At 72.1% G+C, this 17,881-nt stretch carries 13 protein-coding genes and 1 pseudogene; 9 read left to right on the top strand and 5 right to left on the bottom strand.

Annotated elements, in window-relative coordinates; translation table 11 throughout:
• Nucleotides 1-28 precede the first annotated feature (28 nt).
• The 3 genes and pseudogenes from LY625_RS05945 to LY625_RS05935 all read left to right on the top strand — a co-directional run bounded on the left by LY625_RS05945 (nt 29) and on the right by LY625_RS05935 (nt 4,488).
• Nucleotides 29-2,896: a pitrilysin family protein gene (locus tag LY625_RS05945; RefSeq protein ID WP_233738269.1), complete on the top strand. Its 2,868-nt coding sequence runs from the start codon at nt 29-31 to the stop codon at nt 2,894-2,896.
• A 102-nt stretch (nt 2,897-2,998) separates the two neighbouring features.
• A pseudogene (locus LY625_RS05940) lies at nt 2,999-3,313 on the top strand (DUF4156 domain-containing protein); the annotation flags it as partial.
• A gap of 158 nt (nt 3,314-3,471) precedes the next feature.
• Nucleotides 3,472-4,488 (top strand): 3-oxoacyl-ACP synthase III, encoded by a 1,017-nt coding sequence (locus LY625_RS05935; protein WP_233738268.1) that lies wholly within the window; start codon nt 3,472-3,474, stop codon nt 4,486-4,488.
• Between the two features lie 176 nt (nt 4,489-4,664).
• On the opposite strand, the gene LY625_RS05930 is transcribed toward LY625_RS05935, so the two are convergent.
• A complete protein-coding gene (locus tag LY625_RS05930) occupies nt 4,665-5,504 on the bottom strand; it encodes a hypothetical protein (RefSeq protein ID WP_233738267.1) in 840 nt (279 codons plus the stop codon).
• 182 nt (nt 5,505-5,686) lie between these two features.
• On the opposite strand from LY625_RS05930, the gene LY625_RS05925 reads away from it, so the two are divergent.
• The 6 genes from LY625_RS05925 (at nt 5,687) to LY625_RS05900 (ending at nt 14,418) form a co-directional block, all read left to right on the top strand.
• Nucleotides 5,687-6,553, top strand: a complete 867-nt coding sequence (locus LY625_RS05925; RefSeq protein ID WP_233738266.1) for a M15 family metallopeptidase — start codon at nt 5,687-5,689, stop codon at nt 6,551-6,553.
• A gap of 146 nt (nt 6,554-6,699) precedes the next feature.
• Complete coding sequence (locus tag LY625_RS05920; protein ID WP_233738265.1) at nt 6,700-8,181, top strand: hypothetical protein; 1,482 nt, start codon at nt 6,700-6,702, stop codon at nt 8,179-8,181.
• A gap of 31 nt (nt 8,182-8,212) precedes the next feature.
• Nucleotides 8,213-12,001, top strand: a complete 3,789-nt coding sequence (gene tssM / locus LY625_RS05915; RefSeq protein ID WP_233738264.1) for a type VI secretion system membrane subunit TssM — start codon at nt 8,213-8,215, stop codon at nt 11,999-12,001.
• Nucleotides 12,001-13,011, top strand: coding sequence for a type VI secretion system-associated protein TagF (gene tagF / locus LY625_RS05910; protein WP_233738263.1), 1,011 nt, complete (start codon nt 12,001-12,003; stop codon nt 13,009-13,011). The genes tssM and tagF overlap by 1 nt, the downstream gene beginning before the upstream one ends.
• 1 nt (nt 13,012) lies before the next feature.
• Nucleotides 13,013-13,810 (top strand): OmpA family protein, encoded by a 798-nt coding sequence (locus LY625_RS05905; protein WP_233738262.1) that lies wholly within the window; start codon nt 13,013-13,015, stop codon nt 13,808-13,810.
• Between the two features lie 77 nt (nt 13,811-13,887).
• Complete coding sequence (locus LY625_RS05900) at nt 13,888-14,418, top strand: gamma carbonic anhydrase family protein (RefSeq protein ID WP_233738261.1); 531 nt, start codon at nt 13,888-13,890, stop codon at nt 14,416-14,418.
• Here LY625_RS05900 and aroE read toward each other — a convergent pair.
• The 4 genes from aroE to LY625_RS05880 all read right to left on the bottom strand — a co-directional run bounded on the left by aroE (nt 14,415) and on the right by LY625_RS05880 (nt 17,799).
• Complete coding sequence (aroE, locus tag LY625_RS05895) at nt 14,415-15,269, bottom strand: shikimate dehydrogenase (protein ID WP_233738259.1); 855 nt, start codon at nt 15,267-15,269, stop codon at nt 14,415-14,417. The two genes, LY625_RS05900 and aroE, sit on opposite strands and share 4 nt — an antisense overlap.
• A 110-nt stretch (nt 15,270-15,379) precedes the next feature.
• Entirely contained in the window at nt 15,380-16,372 is a 993-nt protein-coding gene (hemB, locus tag LY625_RS05890; RefSeq protein ID WP_233738258.1) for a porphobilinogen synthase, read from the bottom strand.
• Nucleotides 16,373-16,466: 94 nt separating this feature from the next.
• On the bottom strand, nt 16,467-16,715 hold the full coding sequence (locus tag LY625_RS05885; RefSeq protein WP_233738256.1) for a hypothetical protein: 249 nt from the start codon (nt 16,713-16,715) through the stop codon (nt 16,467-16,469).
• A 52-nt stretch (nt 16,716-16,767) separates the two neighbouring features.
• On the bottom strand, nt 16,768-17,799 hold the full coding sequence (locus LY625_RS05880) for a pteridine-dependent deoxygenase (RefSeq protein WP_233738255.1): 1,032 nt from the start codon (nt 17,797-17,799) through the stop codon (nt 16,768-16,770).
• Between the last annotated feature and the right edge of the window lie 82 nt (nt 17,800-17,881).

Genomic DNA, 17,881 nt, shown 5'->3' with positions numbered 1-17,881 from the left:
GGCGAACCGCCGAAACAAGGAGTGTCCGATGACCGTGTTGCTGCGAAAGGGCGTGCTTGCCCTGGCCCTGTCCACCGCCCTGGGCACCGTCGCCCTCGCACCCGTGCCGGCCGTGGCGCAGGCGGCGCCGGCGCCGGCCGGCGTCGACATTCCCTACGAGGAATTCACCCTTCCCAACGGTCTGAAGGTGGTCGTGCACACCGACCGCAAGGCGCCGATCGTCGCGGTCAACATCTGGTATCACGTCGGCAGCAAGGACGAGCCGAAGGGCCGCACCGGCTTCGCCCACCTGTTCGAGCACCTGATGTTCAACGGCTCGGAGAACCACCGCGGCGAGTACTTCGAGCCCTTCGAGATGGTCGGCGCCACCGACCAGAACGGCACCACCAACACCGACCGCACCAATTACTTCCAGAACGTGCCGACCACCGCGCTGGACACCGCGCTGTGGATGGAGTCTGACCGCATGGGCCACATGCTCGGGGCGGTCGACCAGGCCACCCTGGACGAGCAGCGCGGGGTGGTGCAGAACGAAAAGCGCCAGGGCGAGAACCAGCCCTATGGCCAGGTGTGGACCAAGCTGATGGCCGCGCTGTACCCGGCCGGCCACCCGTACCACCACAGCGTGATCGGCTCGATGGCCGACCTCAACGCCGCCTCGCTGGAGGACGTGCACCAGTGGTTCCGCGCCTGGTACGGCCCGAACAACGCGGTGCTGGTGCTGGCCGGCGACATCGACCTGGCGACCGCGAAGGAGAAGGTCGCGAAGTACTTCGGCGACATCCCGGCCGGACCGGACATGGCGCAGCCCGCGGTGGATGTCGCCAGGCGTCCCGCCGACACCCGCGAGGTGATGGAGGACCGGGTCCCGCAGCCACGCGTCTACCGCGCCTGGAACGTCGCCCAGACCGGTACCGTCGAGGCCGACCGCCTGCACCTGCTGGCCAACGTCCTGGGCAGCAGCAGCACCTCGCGGCTGCAGCGCCGGCTGGTCCATGAGGAGCAGCTGGTCGACAGCATCAGCGCGTTCATGAGCGAATCGCAGCTGGGCTCCAACTTCATCGTGCTGGCCAACGTCAAGGCCGGGGTCGATCCCGCGGTGGTCGAGCAGGCGATCGACGAGGAGGTCGCGCGGATGATCGCCGAGGGCCCGACCGAGGCCGAGCTGGAGCAATCGAAGACGGTGTTCCGTGCCGGCTTCATCCGCGGCGTGGAGCGCATCGGCGGCTTTGGCGGCAAGGCCGACGTGCTGGCCAGCTGCGAGGTCTACACCGGCGACCCGGGCTGCTTCCGCGGCTCGATGGACAGCATCGCCAGCGCGACCCCGGCCCAGGTCCAGGCGCTCGCCGGCAAGTGGCTGGACGAAGGCTCGCACACCATCGTGGTGGCGCCGGGCGAGCGGACGCCGTTGCCGGAAGACCCGGCGGTGGATCCGGAGCCGCTGGCGATCCCCGTGATCGACCCGGCCTATTCGACCAGCGACAGCGTGGTCGACCGCGCCACCGGCGTGCCGTTGCCGGAGGAGTTCCCGGAGCTGGTGTTCCCCGAACTGCAGCGCGCGACCCTGTCCAACGGGCTGAAGGTGATCCTGGCCGAGCGCCACACGGTCCCGGTGGTGCAGTTCAACCTGCTGCTGGACGGCGGCTACAAGGCCGACGTCGCGGGCGAGCGTGGCCTGGGCACGTCCAGTTTCGCCATGGGCATGCTCGACGAGGGTGCGGGTGAATACGACGCGCTGGGCTTTGCCGCGCGCGCCGAGTCCCTGGGCGCCAACCTGGGCGCCGGCGCCTCGCTCGATGGGGGCAGTGCCAGCCTCTCGGCGCTGAAGGACCAGCTCGACCCGTCGCTGGGACTGTTCGCCACCATGTTGCGCGAGCCCCGCTTCGACCCGGCCGAGATCGACCGGGTCAAGGCCAGCTGGATCGCCGGCATCCAGCAGGAGAAGGCACGACCGAACTCGGCCGCGCTGCGCGTGCTGCCGCCGCTGCTGTACGGCGAAGGCCATGCCTACGCCATGCCGTTCAGCGGCTCCGGCACCGAGGACTCGATCGCTGCGCTGGGCCGCGACGACCTGCTCGACTACCACCGCGACTGGGTGCGGCCGGAAGGCGCGACGCTGGTGGTGGTCGGCGATACCACGCTCGGTGAGTTGCTGCCGATGCTCGAGCGCCACCTCGGCGACTGGAAGGGCACCGGCCAGGCACCGGCCCCGGTCGAGGTTGCACGGGTGGCCCTGCCCGACAGCCCGCGGGTGTTCCTGATCGACCAGCCCGGCGCGGTGCAGGCGAACATCTTCGCCGGCCAGCTGGTGCCGTCGACCCGGTCCCCGGACGCCACCGAGCTCGATCTGGCCAACACCGTGATCGGCGGCCAGTTCAGCTCGCGGCTCAACATGAACCTGCGCGAGGACAAGCACTGGGCCTATGGCGCCTACAGCTTCGCCAGCAATGCGGTGGGCCAGCGGCCGTGGATCGCCTTCTCGCCGGTGCAGATCGACAAGACCGCCGAGTCGCTGGCCGAACTCAACCGCGAGATCAGCGAGTTCGCCACCGGCGAGGTGCCGCCGACCGCCGAGGAGGTCGCCAAGGTCAAGGCGACCGAGATCCGCAGCCTGCCGGGTGCCTACGAGACCGCCAGCTCGGTGGCCGGGACGATCGCCGGCATCGTGCGCTACGACCGCCCCGACGACTACGTGTTCCAGCGCCGCGACGAGATCGCCGGGTTGAGCGCGCCGCAGCTCGCCGACGTGGTCCAGCGGACCCTGGACCCGGCCGCGCTGACGTGGGTGGTGGTCGGTGACCTGGGCGAGATCGAAGTGCCGGTGCGCGGACTGCAGCTGGGCCCGGTCCAGGTGCTCGATGCCGATGGCCGCCCGGTGGCCCCGGCCGCCGAGTGACCGCAGCCGCGGGCGCAGGCGGCCGTGGCAATGCCACGGTTCAGCCTGCGCTCCGCGGCGCCGGCCAGAATCGCCCCACCCGCACCTGCCAGGAGTTCCACCATGCGCCTGTCCTCCCCGGTCCTCGCCGCCCTCGCCGTCGCCAGCCTGTCCGCCGGTTGCACCTGGGTGCACATGGCCCCCGGCGCCAGTGCGGTGCGGGTAATGCCCGCCGGCAGTCCGCCGGCCTGCGACAAGCGCGGCGACATCGCCGTCTCGGTCAAGGATTCGGTGGCTTTCTACGGCCGCAATCCGCTGCGCGTGCGCGAGGAGCTGGAAACCCTGGCGCGCAACGAGGCCCCCGCGCTTCAGGCCGATACCATCCAGCCGCTGGTCGAGCCGGTGAACGGCGAGCAGCGTTTCGTCGCCTACCACTGTGGTGCCAATCCCCCGGTCCCCGCGCCGTCCCGGGACACCCGCGGCGATGCGACCACCTATCCGATCGGCGGCTGAGCGGTTTCCGTCGCCCACCGTTAATGCACGGCATCCGGCGAAGCGTTAATCTGGCGTGATCCCTGCGGTACGGTAGCCCGCCCATGCTCTTCCAACACGTTGCCATCGCCGGCCTGGCCCACATCGACGCTCCGCGTCGGCTGAGCTCGGTCGAGATCAATGCACGCCTGAAGCCCACCCTCGACAGGCTGGGCATCCGGGCCGACGTGTTCGGCGATGTCGCCGGGGTGCATGAGCGGCGGCTGTGGGACGGCGACATGAACGCGTCCGATGCGGCCACCCTGGCGGCGGTGAAGGCGCTGGCCGATGCCGGCATCGATCCGGACAAGGTCGGCCTGCTGGTCAACACCTCGGTCAGCCGCGACTACCTCGAGCCGTCCACCGCCTCGATCGTGTCCGGCAACCTGGGACTGTCGGAGGACTGCCAGAACTTCGACGTCGCCAACGCCTGCCTGGCCTTCATCAACGGCATGGACATCGCCAGCCGGATGATCGAGCGCGGCGAGATCGACTACGCCCTGGTGGTCGACGGCGAGACCGCCGACCTGGCCTACGAGAAGACCCTGGAGCGCATGATGCGCGCCGACTCGACCGCCGAGGACTTCAGGAACGAACTGGCCACCCTGACGCTCGGCTCGGGTGCGGCGGCCATGGTGATGGCGCGCGCGGAGCTGGTTCCGGGCGCGCCGCGCTACCGCGGCGGGGTGACCCGCGCGGCCACCCAGTGGAACAAGCTGTGCCGCGGCAACATCGACGGCATGGTCACCGACACCCGCATGCTGCTGCTGGAAGGCGTCAAGCTGGCGCAGAAGACCTTCCAGGTCGCCACGACCAAGCTGGGCTGGGCCGCCGACGGGCTGGACGAGTACGTCATCCACCAGGTCAGCAAGGTGCACACCGCCGCCTTCACCAAGGCCATGGGCATCGACCCGCGCAAGGTGCTGACCATCTTCGGCGAGCACGGCAACATCGGCCCGGCCTCGGTGCCGATCGTGCTCAGCAAGCTGCGCGAGATGGGCCGCCTGCAGAAGGGCCACCGGATCGGGCTGCTGGGCATCGGCTCGGGCCTGAACTGCTCGATGGCCGAGGTGGTCTGGTAGACCCCGTCCTCCCCGCGCACGCGGGGATCCATGGACGTTCGGTTTTTCGGAGAAGGCTGGTTGGCCGGTTTCTTCGGAGCTTTCGGGGGAGCCGGTCAGCGGGGGTGTTGCTCCGCCATCACGCCGCCGCTTTTACTCGTTTCTCACTCCTCTTCACTCGTTCCTTGTCCTCGCCATCACCCCGCCGGACAGGCCGGGTCCCGCCCTGCGTAGACCTCGCAGATCGCCTTCCGGCAGGCCACGCCCCTGGCGGTGTTGGCCGGGGGACACTCGCGCAGGTTCAGCTGGATCTGCCAGGACCTGAATTCCGCGCCCGGGGCCTGTGCCTGCGGCGCGGCAATCGCACCCTCGCGCGCCAGTTGCCCGACCATCCGGTCCATCCCTGATTGCGGGTGCGGCCCGGCCTCCGGGCGGGTGTTGATGTGCCCGAGCAGGGTCGCGAGCAGGGCGGGGGAATCGCCGCTCGTGGCCGGTGTCGCCGCGCGTGGGCGCGGCGTTGCGTGCCGGTCGGCAGGCGCACGGCTTTCGGCAAACGGGTTGCGTGCGCCCGCTGTGTTCCCGGCGTTCGCCAGCGATGCAAACGGCGAGTCGGGGGCGGATCCGGCAGCCTCCACCTCCGTCGCCGCGGCGGTCCCGCCCGGTGCGGGCGACGGGGCCGCGCGCGGGATGGCCGAAGGCCCCAATGCGACTTCCGTGGGCAGCGCCATGTCTTCGATGATGGTGGCCGCGCCGCTCGCCCGGGCATGCCCGTCGCCGGGAGGAGTGGCGGCGGTCGGCGCCATCACTGCCGGCTCCGGTGCCGGCCGCTGCAGCCACGCCATCGCGGCCGCGACCAGGGCGAGTGCGGCCAGCGCCAGCAACCAGGTCCGCGCGCGGGCAGGCGGACGCGCCGGCGCCCCGGCGGGGGCGGCATCGATCGACGGAAGAATGCGTTCGCACGCGACGGCGTGGTTCGCGGGCTCCGGGCCGCCGGCCAGCAGGCTCGGGCGGCGGGTCATGGCATCGTGCCGTTCCACCTGGTCTCCTTTCCTTGCCGGTCCGCCCGGCACGCCGCATCGCCGGGGACACGGGCGCCGGCATTCTGGGCTGCCGGCGTCCGGGCCGTCAATTGCGCCCTGGCCGGGGCCGCTGGTCATCGCCGCTCCCGGCAGGGACAATCCGCCTCCGGACCACGGAGGGCCCAGGGATGGTGCTTTGGATGGCGGTGTTCTTCCTGCTCAGCGTGGCGGCGGCCTGGCTGGCGCTGTTCCCGGCGGCCCGCGACGGGGTGGCGGCCGGGGTCGGGCGCGCGCTGGGACGGCTGGCCTGGGTCGGCGGACGGATGCAGGCCGGCGCTGGCCGCCGGGCGGATGGCATCACCCGGATGCTGCGGCAGCGCGTTCGCGGGCTGGCGGGATTCCTGCACCGCCACCGCCGGCTGGCCGTGCTGGCCCTGGTGTTGCTGGCGTTGCCTCCGCTGCTGGTCATGACCGTGCGTCGCGAGGTGGTGCTCGAAGGACTCGACCCGGCGGTGGTCACGGCCGCCGACCGCCATGTCCTGGACCTGCTGCGTGGTGAGCGGCTGGCCCCGCCCCCGGACCTGCCGCCCGCGGTGTTCACCGCCGCCGAGGCGGAACTGCAGCGCAGCGCCGCGGGCGCGGCGGTGCCACGGGCAATCGCCAGTGCCGACCGGCGCTGGGACCGGGTCGACGCCGGGTTGCGCCAACAGCTGCTGGCGATCCACCAGGCGATGGCCCGGCAGGGCTACCGCATGGTGCTGGTCGAGGGCTACCGCAGCCCCGGGCGCCAGGCCGAGCTGGCGCGCCGCGGAAGCGGCACCACCCTGGCCGGCGCCGGCCGCAGCTGCCACCAGTACGGCCTGGCGGTCGACAGCGCGCTGTATCGCGACGGGCGCCTGCAGTGGGACATGGGCGACCCGTGGACCCGCCGTGGCTATCTGCTGTACGGCCGGCTGGCCACCGACGCCGGGCTCGAATGGGGCGGCAACTGGCGCAGCCTGAAGGATTACGTGCACGTGGAGGCGCGCGATGCCTGCCGTGAGGCCCGCCGCGCCGCCGGTTATTGAGCGGTGTTGGCGGGTGAACGCGTCCGCCAGTCCTGCTATCTTCCCGCGACGGCGCACGGAAGTCGCCGGATCCCCGTTTCCCGACGGGGCTGCCAGGGAGCAAGGCCGATGTCCGCATCCACCGCTGGTGCCCACCGGAGGCCGTCGTGAAAGCGGCGCCGCTGTTGCGCGTGCTCGGCCTGGGTGCGCTGGTGTTCGGGCTCACCTGGCTGGGCGCGGTGGCGTACTGGCGTGCGGCCGGGGCCGAGGTCACGGCGGGGCGCCTGGTGGCCTGGTTGCTGGTCCTGCCGTTGTTGCTGCTGGGGGTGGTGCTCGGAGGGCGGGCACTGCTGCGCCGCCGCCGGACGGCCGGCGCTGCCGGGAAGAACGAAGCCCCGCCCGTGGCGGCTGCCGCTTCCGGGCCGAGGCGCCCGCTGCTGATCCATTCGACCGCGACCTGGACCCGCCTCGGCACCGATCCGGCCGCCCTCGCCGATGCCCTGGCACGCCCCACGCGTCCGCCGCTGCACCCGGACCTGCGTGATTCGATGGGGTTGCCGGTGTTCGCGGCGGGAATCGAAGAAGCCGATCCCGGCTCCGTTGCCCACGTGCTGGCGGCGGGGCCCGGCGGGCTCCGCAATGCGGCGCCACTGCATGCGTTGCGCGCGCTTGCGCTGCTCGATCCGGTGGCGGAGGCGCTGCTGCTGGCCGCGCGTGCGCTGGATGCCGCGGAAGCGCCGCCACGCACGGCGGCGGGCACCGCGGACGGCCTGCATCCGCATGCGATGCACCATTCGCGCTCGGCGCAATCGCAGGCGGAGACTCCCTGGGCGCCACCGCTGCAGGTACACCTGCTGTTGCCGGCCAGCTGGGCGCCCACCCTGCATGAAGCGGCCGTGGCGCGGGTGGTGGCGCTGGCAGGCACGGCCGGCCTGGGCGGGGATCGGGTCGCGGTCCAGCTGCACTCCGTCGCCGAGGCCGGGCAGTGCTGGCACCTGCTCGACCGCCTTGCGGCGGCCGACCCGGAGCCGGGTGCCCGCCACCTGCTGCTGGCCACCGATTCGATGCTGGACCCGCGCGTAATCGCGCAGCTGGAAGCCCAGGGCGCCCTGCTGGTGAGCGGCCATCCGGAAGGGCGGATCCCCGGCGAAGCCGCGGCCGGGCTGCTGCTCACGCCGGCCGGTGACAGTGCGGACCCGGACCGCCCGCTGAGGCTGCACGCGTGTTGCCATGCGCCCGCCAGCCGCGGGCGCGCCGCCGCCGCGGACTCCGCGCGCCTGCTCCGGACCGCGCTGGAAGCCGCCACGCTGCAGGCCGGACCCGACATCTTGGTGTTCACCGATGCCGACCATCGCCCCAGCCGGGCGGTGGAAGCCGCCGGGGCCATCACCGGCGCACTGCCGGAGTCCGACCCGGTCGAGGTGGCCCGCCACCTTGGCATCGCCTGCGGCGATACCGGCATTGCCGCACCGCTGGTGCTCCTGGCAGCCGCCGCCGCGCAGGTGCGCCAGGCCGGAGCGCCAATGCTGGTGCTGGCGCTGGCCGGTGACACCCGGCGCACTGCCCTGGCGCTCTCCGCGGCACCGGAAGCGGCCGGCCACTCCGCAGCCGTTGCAGACCCCTCCATCGCCGAAGCGGTGACCGCATGAACATGGACGTACCGCGATGAGAAGTTTCTGGATGAACCTGCGCTACTGGTTGAGCGACTACCGCGTGCTCGGTGCGCTCGCATTGCTGGCCGCGGGCGCGGTGGCGTACTTCGGCAAGGACGGCCTGCTCGCGGCCGGTGGCTGGCTGCTGGCGGCCGTGGTCGTGGCGGTGCTGGCCTGGCTGCTGCTGATGGCGGTGCGGCGTTACCGGGCACGCAGGGCCGGTGCCGGGCTGGACGCGATGGTGGCCGGCCAGGCCGACCAGGCGGTCGCCAGCGCCGAACCGGCGGCGAAGGCGCAGGCCGAGGCATTGCGTGGGCGCATGGCCGAGGCGGTCAAGGCGATCAAGACCTCGCGCATCGGCCAGGCCCGCGGCACCGCCGCCCTGTACGAGCTGCCGTGGTACGTGATCATCGGCAACCCGGCCGCCGGCAAGAGCACCGCGATCCTCAATTCCGGGCTGCGCTTCCCGTTCGAGGACAACCGCAGCGCGGTGATCCACGGCTTGGGTGGCACCCGCAACTGCGACTGGTACTTCACTACCGAGGGCATCGTGCTCGACACCGCCGGGCGCTACTCGGTCAGTGCCGAGGACCGGCTGGAGTGGCTGACCTTCCTCGACCTGCTGAAGAAGCATCGGCCGCGCGCGCCGATCAACGGGATCCTCATCGCCGCCTCGATCGCCGAGCTGTCGGGCAGCAAGCCCGAGTTCGCCATCGACCTGGCCAAGAACCTGCGCCAGCGCGTGCAGGAGCTGACCGAGCGGCTGGAGGTCCACGCCCCGGTCTACGTGGTGTTCACCAAGGCCGACCTGATCAACGGTTTCTCCGATTTCTTCCAGGGCCTGGACCCGTCCGAGCGCGAGAACGCCTGGGGCGCCACGCTGCCCTACGGGGTCGGGGCGCAGGACGATGCACTGGCCACCTTCGACCGCCACTTCGACGAGCTCGCCGACGGGTTGCGCGAGACCGGGCTGGCCCAGATGGCAATGGCCCGCGGACGCGAGCTGGCGCCGGGGCTGCTGACCATGCCGATGGAGTTCACCGGCATCAAGCCGGCGCTGCGGACCTTCATCGCAACCCTGTTCGAGGAAAACCCCTACCAGTTCAAACCGGTGTTCCGCGGCTTCTACTTCACCAGCGCGCTGCAGGAAGGCGTGGCGGTGCAGCCGGCATCCGAGCGCGTCGGCCGCCAGTTCCAGCTGGATGCCGGCACCGGCGATGCCGCGCCGGTGCCGCCGGCGGATGCCAGCTATTTCCTGCAGGGCCTGTTCCGCCGGGTGATCTTCGCCGATCGCGGGCTGGTCAGGCAGTACGCCAGCCGGACCCGGACCCGGTTGCGGCACGCGGCGTTCTTCGGGGCGGTGCTGCTGCTGGGCGGAGCGCTGGCGGCATGGACCTGGTCCTACACCGGCAACCGCCAGCTGGTCGCCGACGTCGCCGCCGACCTGGACAAGGCGGTCGCGGTGCAGGAGGGCTCGTTCGGCCTGGGCTCGCGCATCGAGGCGCTGCTGGTGCTGCAGGACCGGCTCGAGCAACTCGAGCGCTACCGCCAGGACCGTCCGCTGGGGCTGGGTTTCGGCCTGTACCAGGGCGGGGCGATGGAGGCGAAGCTGCGCCAGGAGTACTTCGACGGCATGCGCCAGGTGATGCTCGTGCCGGTGGCCACCCGGCTGGAGGACTACCTGTCGCAGGTGGTCGCCAACCGCGCGGCGCTGCGTCCGCCGGTCGGCGCCGCGGCTGCCGGATCCGGTGGCCACGGCCCCGGTACGGACGAGGACGGAGCCGATGCCAGCGCTGGCGCCGGTGGGAGCCCGGCCCGGCTGTACGAGGAGGCCTCGCCGACCGACTCGCAGGACGCCTACAACGCGCTCAAGACCTACCTCATGCTGGCCGATCCGGCCCGGGTGGAGGGCGTGCACCTGGGCGACCAGCTGACCCGCTTCTGGCGTGGCTGGCTGGAGGCCAACCGCGGCGACATGCCGCGCGAGGACATGCTGCGTGCGGCGGGCCGGCTGATGAGCTACCACGTGCGCCAGGCCGACCGGCCCGGCTGGCCCCTGGTGGATGCGCGCTACGGCCTGGTCGACGACAGCCGGCAGGCACTGCGGCAGGTCATGCGCGGCGCGTCCGCGCGCGACCGGGTGTATGCCCAGATCAAGGCCCGCGCGGCAACCCGCTTCAGTCCCGCCACCGTTGCCGGCTTGCTGGGCGAAGACCATTCCGGGGGGCTGCTCACCGGCAGCCACCAGGTCTCCGGCGCGTTCACCCGCAAGGCCTGGGAAGAGTACGTCGCCGATGCGATCGCCGAGGCCGCCGGTACCGAGCTCAGCAGCACCGACTGGGTACTCGAGTCGACCGTGCAGAACGACCTCACCCTCGCCGGCAGCCCGGAACACATCACCCGCGAGCTGACCGGGCTGTACAAGACCGAGTACGCCGGGGAGTGGCAGCGCTTCCTGCAGGGCGTGAGCGTGGCCCGCTTCGGCGACTTCGAGGACGCGGTGGAGCGCATGAACAGCCTCGGCGATCCATCCGCCTCGCCGCTGCGCGCACTGCTGCAGGCGGTGAACCGGGAAACCGTGTGGGACAACCCGGCCGCTGCCAACGCACTGGCCGGAGCCGCACGCGGCGGCATCGTCGCCTGGTTCAACCGGGTGGTGATGCGGCGCAACCCCACTCCGGTCGCGGTGCAGGTCGACTCCGGCACCGGCGCATCCGGGGCGCAGGAGCCGGCCGGGGCGGGGCCGGTCGGTCGCCAGTTCGCCGGGCTGGCCCGGCTGCTCGCCGGGCATGAAGGCGGCCCGCCACTGCTGGACCGCTACTTCGAGGCGCTGGGCGCGGTACGCAGCCGTTTCAACGCCCTCCACACCCAGGGCGACCCCGGTCCGGGCGCGCGCAAGCTGATGCAGCAGACGCTCGATGCCGAGGGTTCGGAACTTTCGGTCGCCCTGCGGCTGGTCGACGAGCAGATGCTCAACGGCCTGGAAGCGGGCCAGCGCGAGGTGCTGCGGCCGTTGTTGCTGCGCCCGCTGGTGCAGGGCTTCGCCGCGCTGGTCGCGCCGACCGAGGCCGAGCTCAACCGCACCTGGGCGGCGCAGGTGCACCAGCCGTTCGAGGACGGGATCGGCCGGCGCTATCCCTACGCCGCCGGCGCCGACGTCGAGGCCGCGCGCGGCGACATCGACCGGATCTTCGGGCCTTCCGGGGCGATCGCGCGCTTTGGCGAGGAGGCCCTGGGCACGCTGGTGATCCGCCGTGGCAATACCCTGACCCCGCGGCGCTGGGCCGACATCGGCATCAGCCTGAGTCCGGAACTGGTCGGCGGCTACGGGCAGTGGGTGGGCGGGAGCGCGGCCGACAGCCCGCAGATGGTGTTCCAGGTGCTGCCGATGGCGGCCACGGGGCGCGAGTACTCGCTGGTGGTCGACGGCCAGCGCATGCGCTACCGCAACACCCCGCCGCAATGGCACACCTTCCAGCTGCCCGGCGAGGGGGTGCCCGGGGTGGAGATCACCGCGGTCACCGGCGACGGGCGCGAGGTGCAGGTGTTCAACGCACCCGGCGCCGGTGCCACCGAGGCCATGTTCGCCGCCGCGGAGGCAAGCCGGATCGGCGATCAGCACTACCGGCTGGCCTGGAAGCGCGACGGTGCCGAAGTGGCCGTCGAGCTGCGCATCGTCAGCGCGGTGCAGCCCAATGCCACCGCCAGTGATTCGCTGGGCCTGCGCCTGCCCCCGCAGGTCGCTGGCACGCTGGGACCGGAGCCCGCCGGCAGTTCCGGCGGCGGCGTGGTCGCCAGCCCGGCCGGAGTGCCGTGATGGGCGTCGCCGAACTCCAGGACATCCGCCTGCCGGTCGGCTGCTTCGGCAAGCTGCCCAGCCGCGGCGACTTCGTCGGTGGCGACGGCAACCACCAGCTGATGCAGATGCTCGACCGCTGGACCGGTCAGGCGCTGGAGCAGATGGCCGGCAATCCGGCCTGGCGCCAGCTCTACGACCAGGCGCGGCCATTGCACTTCGCTTTCCTGGGTTCGGGCAGTCGGGTCGTCATCGGCGGGCACTTCCTGCCCAGCCGCGATGCCTCCGGCCGGCGCTTCCCCTTCCTGATCGCGACCCGGCTGGAGGTACTGCGGCCGCTGTCGTTCATCGGCCGCAGCCCGCTGGCGCTGGCACGGCCCTGGTCGCTGATGGCGCGGCTGGGGCAGCAGGCGCTGGGGGCCGACGATACCGCGGCGGCGCTGCGCGAGATCGCCGCCACCCGATTGTCGATCAGTGCCGAGCCGCAGGCCTGGGATGCCGCCTTCGCCGACTTCCTCGAGCTGCAGGACCTGGGCACGCTGCAGGCGCTGCTGCAGGGTTCCGGCCATCCGCGGCTGTGCCTGAGGCGGATGCTGCCGGCGCTGGGATTGCTGATGCAGCCGGTGGCGGCGGCCGGTGGCGGCGTCGACAAGGGCCTTTCGCTGCCGCTGCCCGCCGACGGCCTGTACCGCCCGCTGGTGGCGGCGTTCTGGCTCGACCTGGTGTCCGGCTTCCTGGCACGCGCCGACTTCGAGCTGGTGCTGCTGGTGCGGGAGGGCGGCGGTCTCGACGGGGAGGGCGGCCCCCGGCTGCTGGTCGGCCTCAACGGTGCCGATGGCCGCACCCTGCACGCCGCGCTCGATCCCGCCGAGGGCGCCGAGCGCTTCATCGCGATCGACGACGCCGACTGGGTCGACGAGCCGCTCGCCGCCGATTACGGACTCAACAAGCTGGCCAGCCACCTCGATCGCGGGGACCTGAGCCTGCGTACCGCGCGCGAGGCCTTCAACCGTACCTTCCTGGGGATCTGACATGCGCCACGTTTCCCGACGCTCCAACGTCCAGCTGCGCCTGGCCGCCGTGCTGCTGCTGCCGCTGCTGCTGGCCGCGACGCCGGCATTGGCCCGGGGCCCTGCCGTGGCGCCGGTCATCGCCGCCGGCACCGTGCCCGACGAGGCCACCCGCGCCGCGGTGCTGGCCCGGCTGCACGAGCTGTACGGCAGCGCCCGGGTCGTGGATCGGATCGAGGTCGGCGCGGTGGTCGCCCCGGCCAACTGGGGCGAGCGGGTCGCCGGAATGCTGGATCCGGCGCTCACCGGTGTTTCCGGCGGCGAGCTGGTGATCGAGGGCAGCAGCGTGCGCATCACGGGCCAGGTCGGCAACGAAGCCCGGCGCCAGCAGGTCGCCAGCGTGCTGGCCACCGCCGCCGGGCCCGGCTACCAGGTGCGCAACGGCCTGCAGGCCGGGGGCGGCGACAGCCAGGCGGTACTCGACCAGGCCCTGGCCGACCGGATCATCGAATTCCGCAGCGGCAGTGCCGAGCTGACCGCGGGTGGCCGGGCGATCCTCGACGAGATGGCCGCGGCGCTGATGGAGATCGGCGACCAGCAGGTACAGGTGATCGGCCACACCGACAGCGTCGGCTCGCGGCAGGCCAACGTCGCGCTGAGCCTGCAGCGGGCGATCGCGGTCAAGACCTACCTGGAGGCCGCCGGCGTGAATGCCGACCACCTCGGCGTGCAGGGCTTCGGCCCCGACCGCCCGGTCGCCGGCAACGACACCGACGAGGGCCGCGCCCGCAACCGCCGCATCGAATTCCGGGTGTTGTAGCGCCGTACCCGCTTCCGCAGCCCGGGCAAGCAAAGCGCACCCGGGTTCGCACCGACGCCCCCCGCTACAATCCCCGGATGAACATCCGACCTTTCCAGACCCACCACCCGGTGCTCGGCGAGCGCGTCTACGTGGACCCGGCCGCCACTGTCATCGGCCGCGTCGAACTCGGCGACGACGCCTCCGTCTGGCCCGGCTGCGTGGTCCGCGGCGACGTCAACTTCATCCGCATCGGCGCCCGGACCAACGTCCAGGACGGCACCGTCATCCATGTCAGCCACGAGGGCCCGTACACGCAACCCGGCGGCTTTCCGACCGAGATCGGCAATGACGTGACCATCGGCCACGGCGCGATCGTGCATGCCTGCCGGATCGGCGATTACTGCCTGATCGGCATGGGCGCGAAGATCCTCGACGGTGCGGTGGTCGAGGACTACGCCTTCGTCGGCGCCGGCGCGCTGGTCGCGCCGGGCAAGACCGTGCGCAGCGGCGAACTGTGGCTGGGAAATCCGGCGCGGATGGCCCGCAAGCTGTCCGACACCGAGATCGAACAGCTGCGCTACAGCGCCGGCCACTACGTCCGCCTCAAGGACATGTACCTGGGCTAGGCGGAGGCGAGGGGCGAGCCGAATTCCCTGCGCAGCTCCCCGTACACCTCGTCGGTGTACGGGCGCTTGCCGTGCCAGATCCTGAAGCTGTCGGCGGCCTGCTCGACCAGCATCCCGAGGCCGTCGAACAGCCGGTCGGCGCCGGCCGCGCGTGCCCAGGCCAGGAAGCCGACCGCGGCCCGCCCGTAGGACAGGTCGACCACGTCGGTGCGCGGGGTGAGCATGCTGCCGGGCAGCGGGACCGGTTCGCCGCCTCCGTCGCCGTGGCCGATCGAGGTGGCGTTGATGATCAGGTCGAACGGGCCGAGGTCGTCCATGTCCGCGTAGTAGCGCGGGTGCACCCGCGCCGGGTCGGCCAGCAGGTCGGCCAGGGCGTCGGTGCGGGCGTCGGTGCGGTTGACGATGAACAGCGCGGAGATGCCGGCGTCCAGCAGGGCCGGGGCGACCCCGTGGGCAGCCCCGCCGGCGCCGATCAACAGCACCTTGCGCCCGCGCAGGTCCTGGCGGCGACGCTCGGTGAGGTCGCGCACCAGGCCGCTGCCGTCGGTGTTGTGCCCGCGCCAGCCGCCGTCGATGCGCGCCAGGGTGTTGACCACGCCGCAGCGCTTCGCGGTCGGGCCGAGTTCGCTGCACAGGCCGTACGCCGCGCGCTTGTGCGGCAGGGTGACGTTGAGGCCGCGACCACCGGTGCCGGCGAACTTGGCGACCTGGTCGGCCAGCTGCTCCGGCGGACAGTCGATGCTGCCGTATTCCAGCTCGATGCCGGCCTGGCGTGCGAAGGCCTGGTGGATCCGCGGGGACAGCGAATGGGCCACCGGGTGGCCGATGACGGCGTAACGGGCTGCGGACATGGCGACTCCATGCGGGGACGGGGGCCGGCTCGAAACCGGTTCCGCCGCAGTCTAGGCCCGTGCGCGTGCAAGCGTCGTCCCCGCGCTCCCGGTCCCTGCCGGACGCCCGCTCAGCCCTCGCGCAGCCAGCGCGCGGCGTCCAGCGCGAAGTAGCTCAGCACCCCGTCGGCGCCGGCGCGCTTGAAGCCCAGCAGCGCCTCCAGCGTGCACTTGCGTTCGTCCAGCCAGCCATTGGCGAACGCGCCCCGCAGCATCGCGTACTCGCCGCTGACCTGGTAGGCGAAGGTCGGCACGCCGAACTCGTCCTTCACGCGGCGCACGATGTCCAGGTACGGCATGCCCGGCTTGACCATGACCATGTCGGCGCCTTCCTCCAGGTCGCGGGCGACCTCGTGCAGCGCCTCGTCACTGTTGCCCGGGTCCATCTGGTAGGTGCGCTTGTCGGCCGCGCCCAGCGCCGCGGAGGAGCCGACCGCATCGCGGAACGGGCCGTAGAAGACGCTGGCGTACTTGGCGCTGTAGGCCAGGATCCGGGTGTGGATGTGGCCTTCCTGCTCCAGCGCGCTGCGGATGGCGGCGATGCGCCCGTCCATCATGTCGCTGGGGGCGACCACGTCGGCGCCGGCTTGGGCGTGCGAGAGCGCCTGCTTCACCAGCACCTCGACGGTCTCGTCGTTGAGCACGTAGCCGCTGTCGTCGACCAGGCCGTCCTGGCCGTGGCTGGTATAGGGATCCAGGGCGACATCGGTGATGACGCCGAGCTCCGGGAAGCGCTGCTTGAGCGCGCGGATCGCGCGCTGGCACAGGCCCTCCGGATCCCAGGCCGCCTCGGCGGTGGCCGACTTGGCCTGCGGCGCGGTGACCGGGAACAGGGCCAGGGCGGGGATGCGCAGCTCGCTGGCCTGCTCGGCGACCTTCAGCAGCTCGTCGATCGACAGCCGCTCGATGCCCGGCATCGACGGCACCGGCTCGCGGCCGGGCGGCTCGTGGACGAAGACGGGGTAGATCAGGTCGTCGGCGGTGAGGACCGACTCGCGCATCAGGCGGCGCGAGAACTCGTCCCGGCGCATGCGCCGGGGGCGGGAGAAGGGGTGGGTGCTCATGGGGGCGATTGTACGCCGTGGGGTGGTCTGGTCCCGGGGGTGATCCGGGTCCCGGGTACGGCCTTTGGCCTTGCCCGGGCTACGACTTCCCGGGTCAGATGATGCCGCCGCCGATGGAGAGGCGGAAGACGGCGACCACGATGACGATGGCGTTGAGCAGCAGGCCGGTCTTGGCGCGGCTGCGGTTCCCCGGCGAGGTCACCGCCATGCCGATGGCGGCGATGATCACGCCGATGGCGGCGAAGGGGATCAGGAACCAGTTGCCCCAGCCCAGCAGCGGGATGAGGGCCACGAGCATCCACAGCAGCGAAACGATGCCCCACAGCAGGCTGATCAGTCCCATTGGTTCGCCCTATCGTTAGTTTGGTTGGGGGAGGATAGCGGGTCGGGGGCGCTCAGCGCGGGGCGTCGTGGGTGCCGTCGATCTCGATGCGCAGTTCGCGCCGGCAGACCGCGGCGTGCAGCAGCAGGTACGGGACGCCATCGCCGAGCCGCTGGCGCAGCAGCGCATCGGCCGGGCCCAGGGCGTCGGCATCGCGTACGTAGACCTTCAGCCGCGAGCCCGGCCCGAAGCCGGGCGGCAGGCAGGGCCGGTGCACGCGGGCGGCGCCGATCAGCGCCTCGAAGTTGGCCAGGGTCTCGTCGAGCTGGGTCTCCAGCGAATCGACGTGGCGCGACTCGTGGCCGACGATCGCGGCGGTGCCTGACAGCAGCAGCGGCATGTCGCTGCCGTCGGGCGGCAGCATGGCGCGGGCGAAGCTGGGCGGCTGCGGACCGTAGCGGCGCGGGTAGCGGTAGGCGCTGAGCTGGCGCGGGTTCTCCAGCGGGGTGCCGGGCCGGATGCCGGCCAGCCAGTAGACCTGCAGGCGGCGGTCGCCATCGCGGCGGCCGATCGCGGTGGCGGCCGGCAGCCCGCGGGTATCGAATTCGCCCAAGCCCGCCGCACGGCCGACGCAGAAGCGCCGGTAACGCTCGGCGTCGTCTTCGCCCAGGGTGATCGCGTCGAGGTAGTTCCAGATCCGCAGCAGGTGCGGGTGGCCGTGGCCGGCGACGAAGCCAAGCAGCTGCCGGTAAGCCTGTTCCGCCGCGCCCTCCAGGCCTTCCGGGCCTACCTCGCCGATCTCGATGGCGCCGAACTGCAGCCCCCCGCCATCGGCCCAGGCGATGCCGCCGGCGCGCCCGCGCCGGACCGGCCCGGCGGTACGCCAGACTTCCAGCGGCGCCGGCCCATGCGGCTGCAGGGAGACCCGCAGGAAGCGCGGATCGTCCGCCACGGGCGCGTCTTGGCCGAATCCGAACACCGCCAGGACATCGTCGTCGGTGAGCACGGTGGCAGGGTCGGTATGGTGGTATTCGACCGCCAAGCGCGGGTTCGCGCCCGGGTCTGCGGCGCCGGCTGCGGGGCCGCGTGATGCTGCTGGGATCATCCGCCGATGATACGCGCCTGCCGCACCGGCGGTCCCTGCGGCTTGCGCTGGCGGGGCGGATGACTGATCTTTCCCCGGCTTG

The organism is Lysobacter sp. GX 14042, from assembly GCF_021390425.1.
In the GTDB taxonomy this organism is placed as follows: domain Bacteria; phylum Pseudomonadota; class Gammaproteobacteria; order Xanthomonadales; family Xanthomonadaceae; genus Novilysobacter.
This window is presented reverse-complemented; position numbering and strand designations above follow the sequence as displayed.

Excerpts from the sequence above, each read along its gene's own strand:
- LY625_RS05945 (WP_233738269.1), top strand. The coding sequence starts at position 29 with ATGACCGTGTTGCTGCGAAAGGGCGTGCTTGCCCTGGCCCTGTCCACC.
- LY625_RS05935 (WP_233738268.1), top strand. The coding sequence starts at position 3,472 with ATGCTCTTCCAACACGTTGCCATCGCCGGCCTGGCCCACATCGACGCT.
- LY625_RS05925 (WP_233738266.1), top strand. The coding sequence starts at position 5,687 with ATGGCGGTGTTCTTCCTGCTCAGCGTGGCGGCGGCCTGGCTGGCGCTG.
- tssM (WP_233738264.1), top strand. The coding sequence starts at position 8,213 with ATGAACCTGCGCTACTGGTTGAGCGACTACCGCGTGCTCGGTGCGCTC.
- tagF (WP_233738263.1), top strand. The coding sequence starts at position 12,001 with ATGGGCGTCGCCGAACTCCAGGACATCCGCCTGCCGGTCGGCTGCTTC.
- LY625_RS05905 (WP_233738262.1), top strand. The coding sequence starts at position 13,013 with ATGCGCCACGTTTCCCGACGCTCCAACGTCCAGCTGCGCCTGGCCGCC.
- LY625_RS05900 (WP_233738261.1), top strand. The coding sequence starts at position 13,888 with ATGAACATCCGACCTTTCCAGACCCACCACCCGGTGCTCGGCGAGCGC.
- aroE (WP_233738259.1), bottom strand. The coding sequence starts at position 15,269 with ATGTCCGCAGCCCGTTACGCCGTCATCGGCCACCCGGTGGCCCATTCG.
- hemB (WP_233738258.1), bottom strand. The coding sequence starts at position 16,372 with ATGAGCACCCACCCCTTCTCCCGCCCCCGGCGCATGCGCCGGGACGAG.
- LY625_RS05885 (WP_233738256.1), bottom strand. The coding sequence starts at position 16,715 with ATGGGACTGATCAGCCTGCTGTGGGGCATCGTTTCGCTGCTGTGGATG.
- LY625_RS05880 (WP_233738255.1), bottom strand. The coding sequence starts at position 17,799 with ATGATCCCAGCAGCATCACGCGGCCCCGCAGCCGGCGCCGCAGACCCG.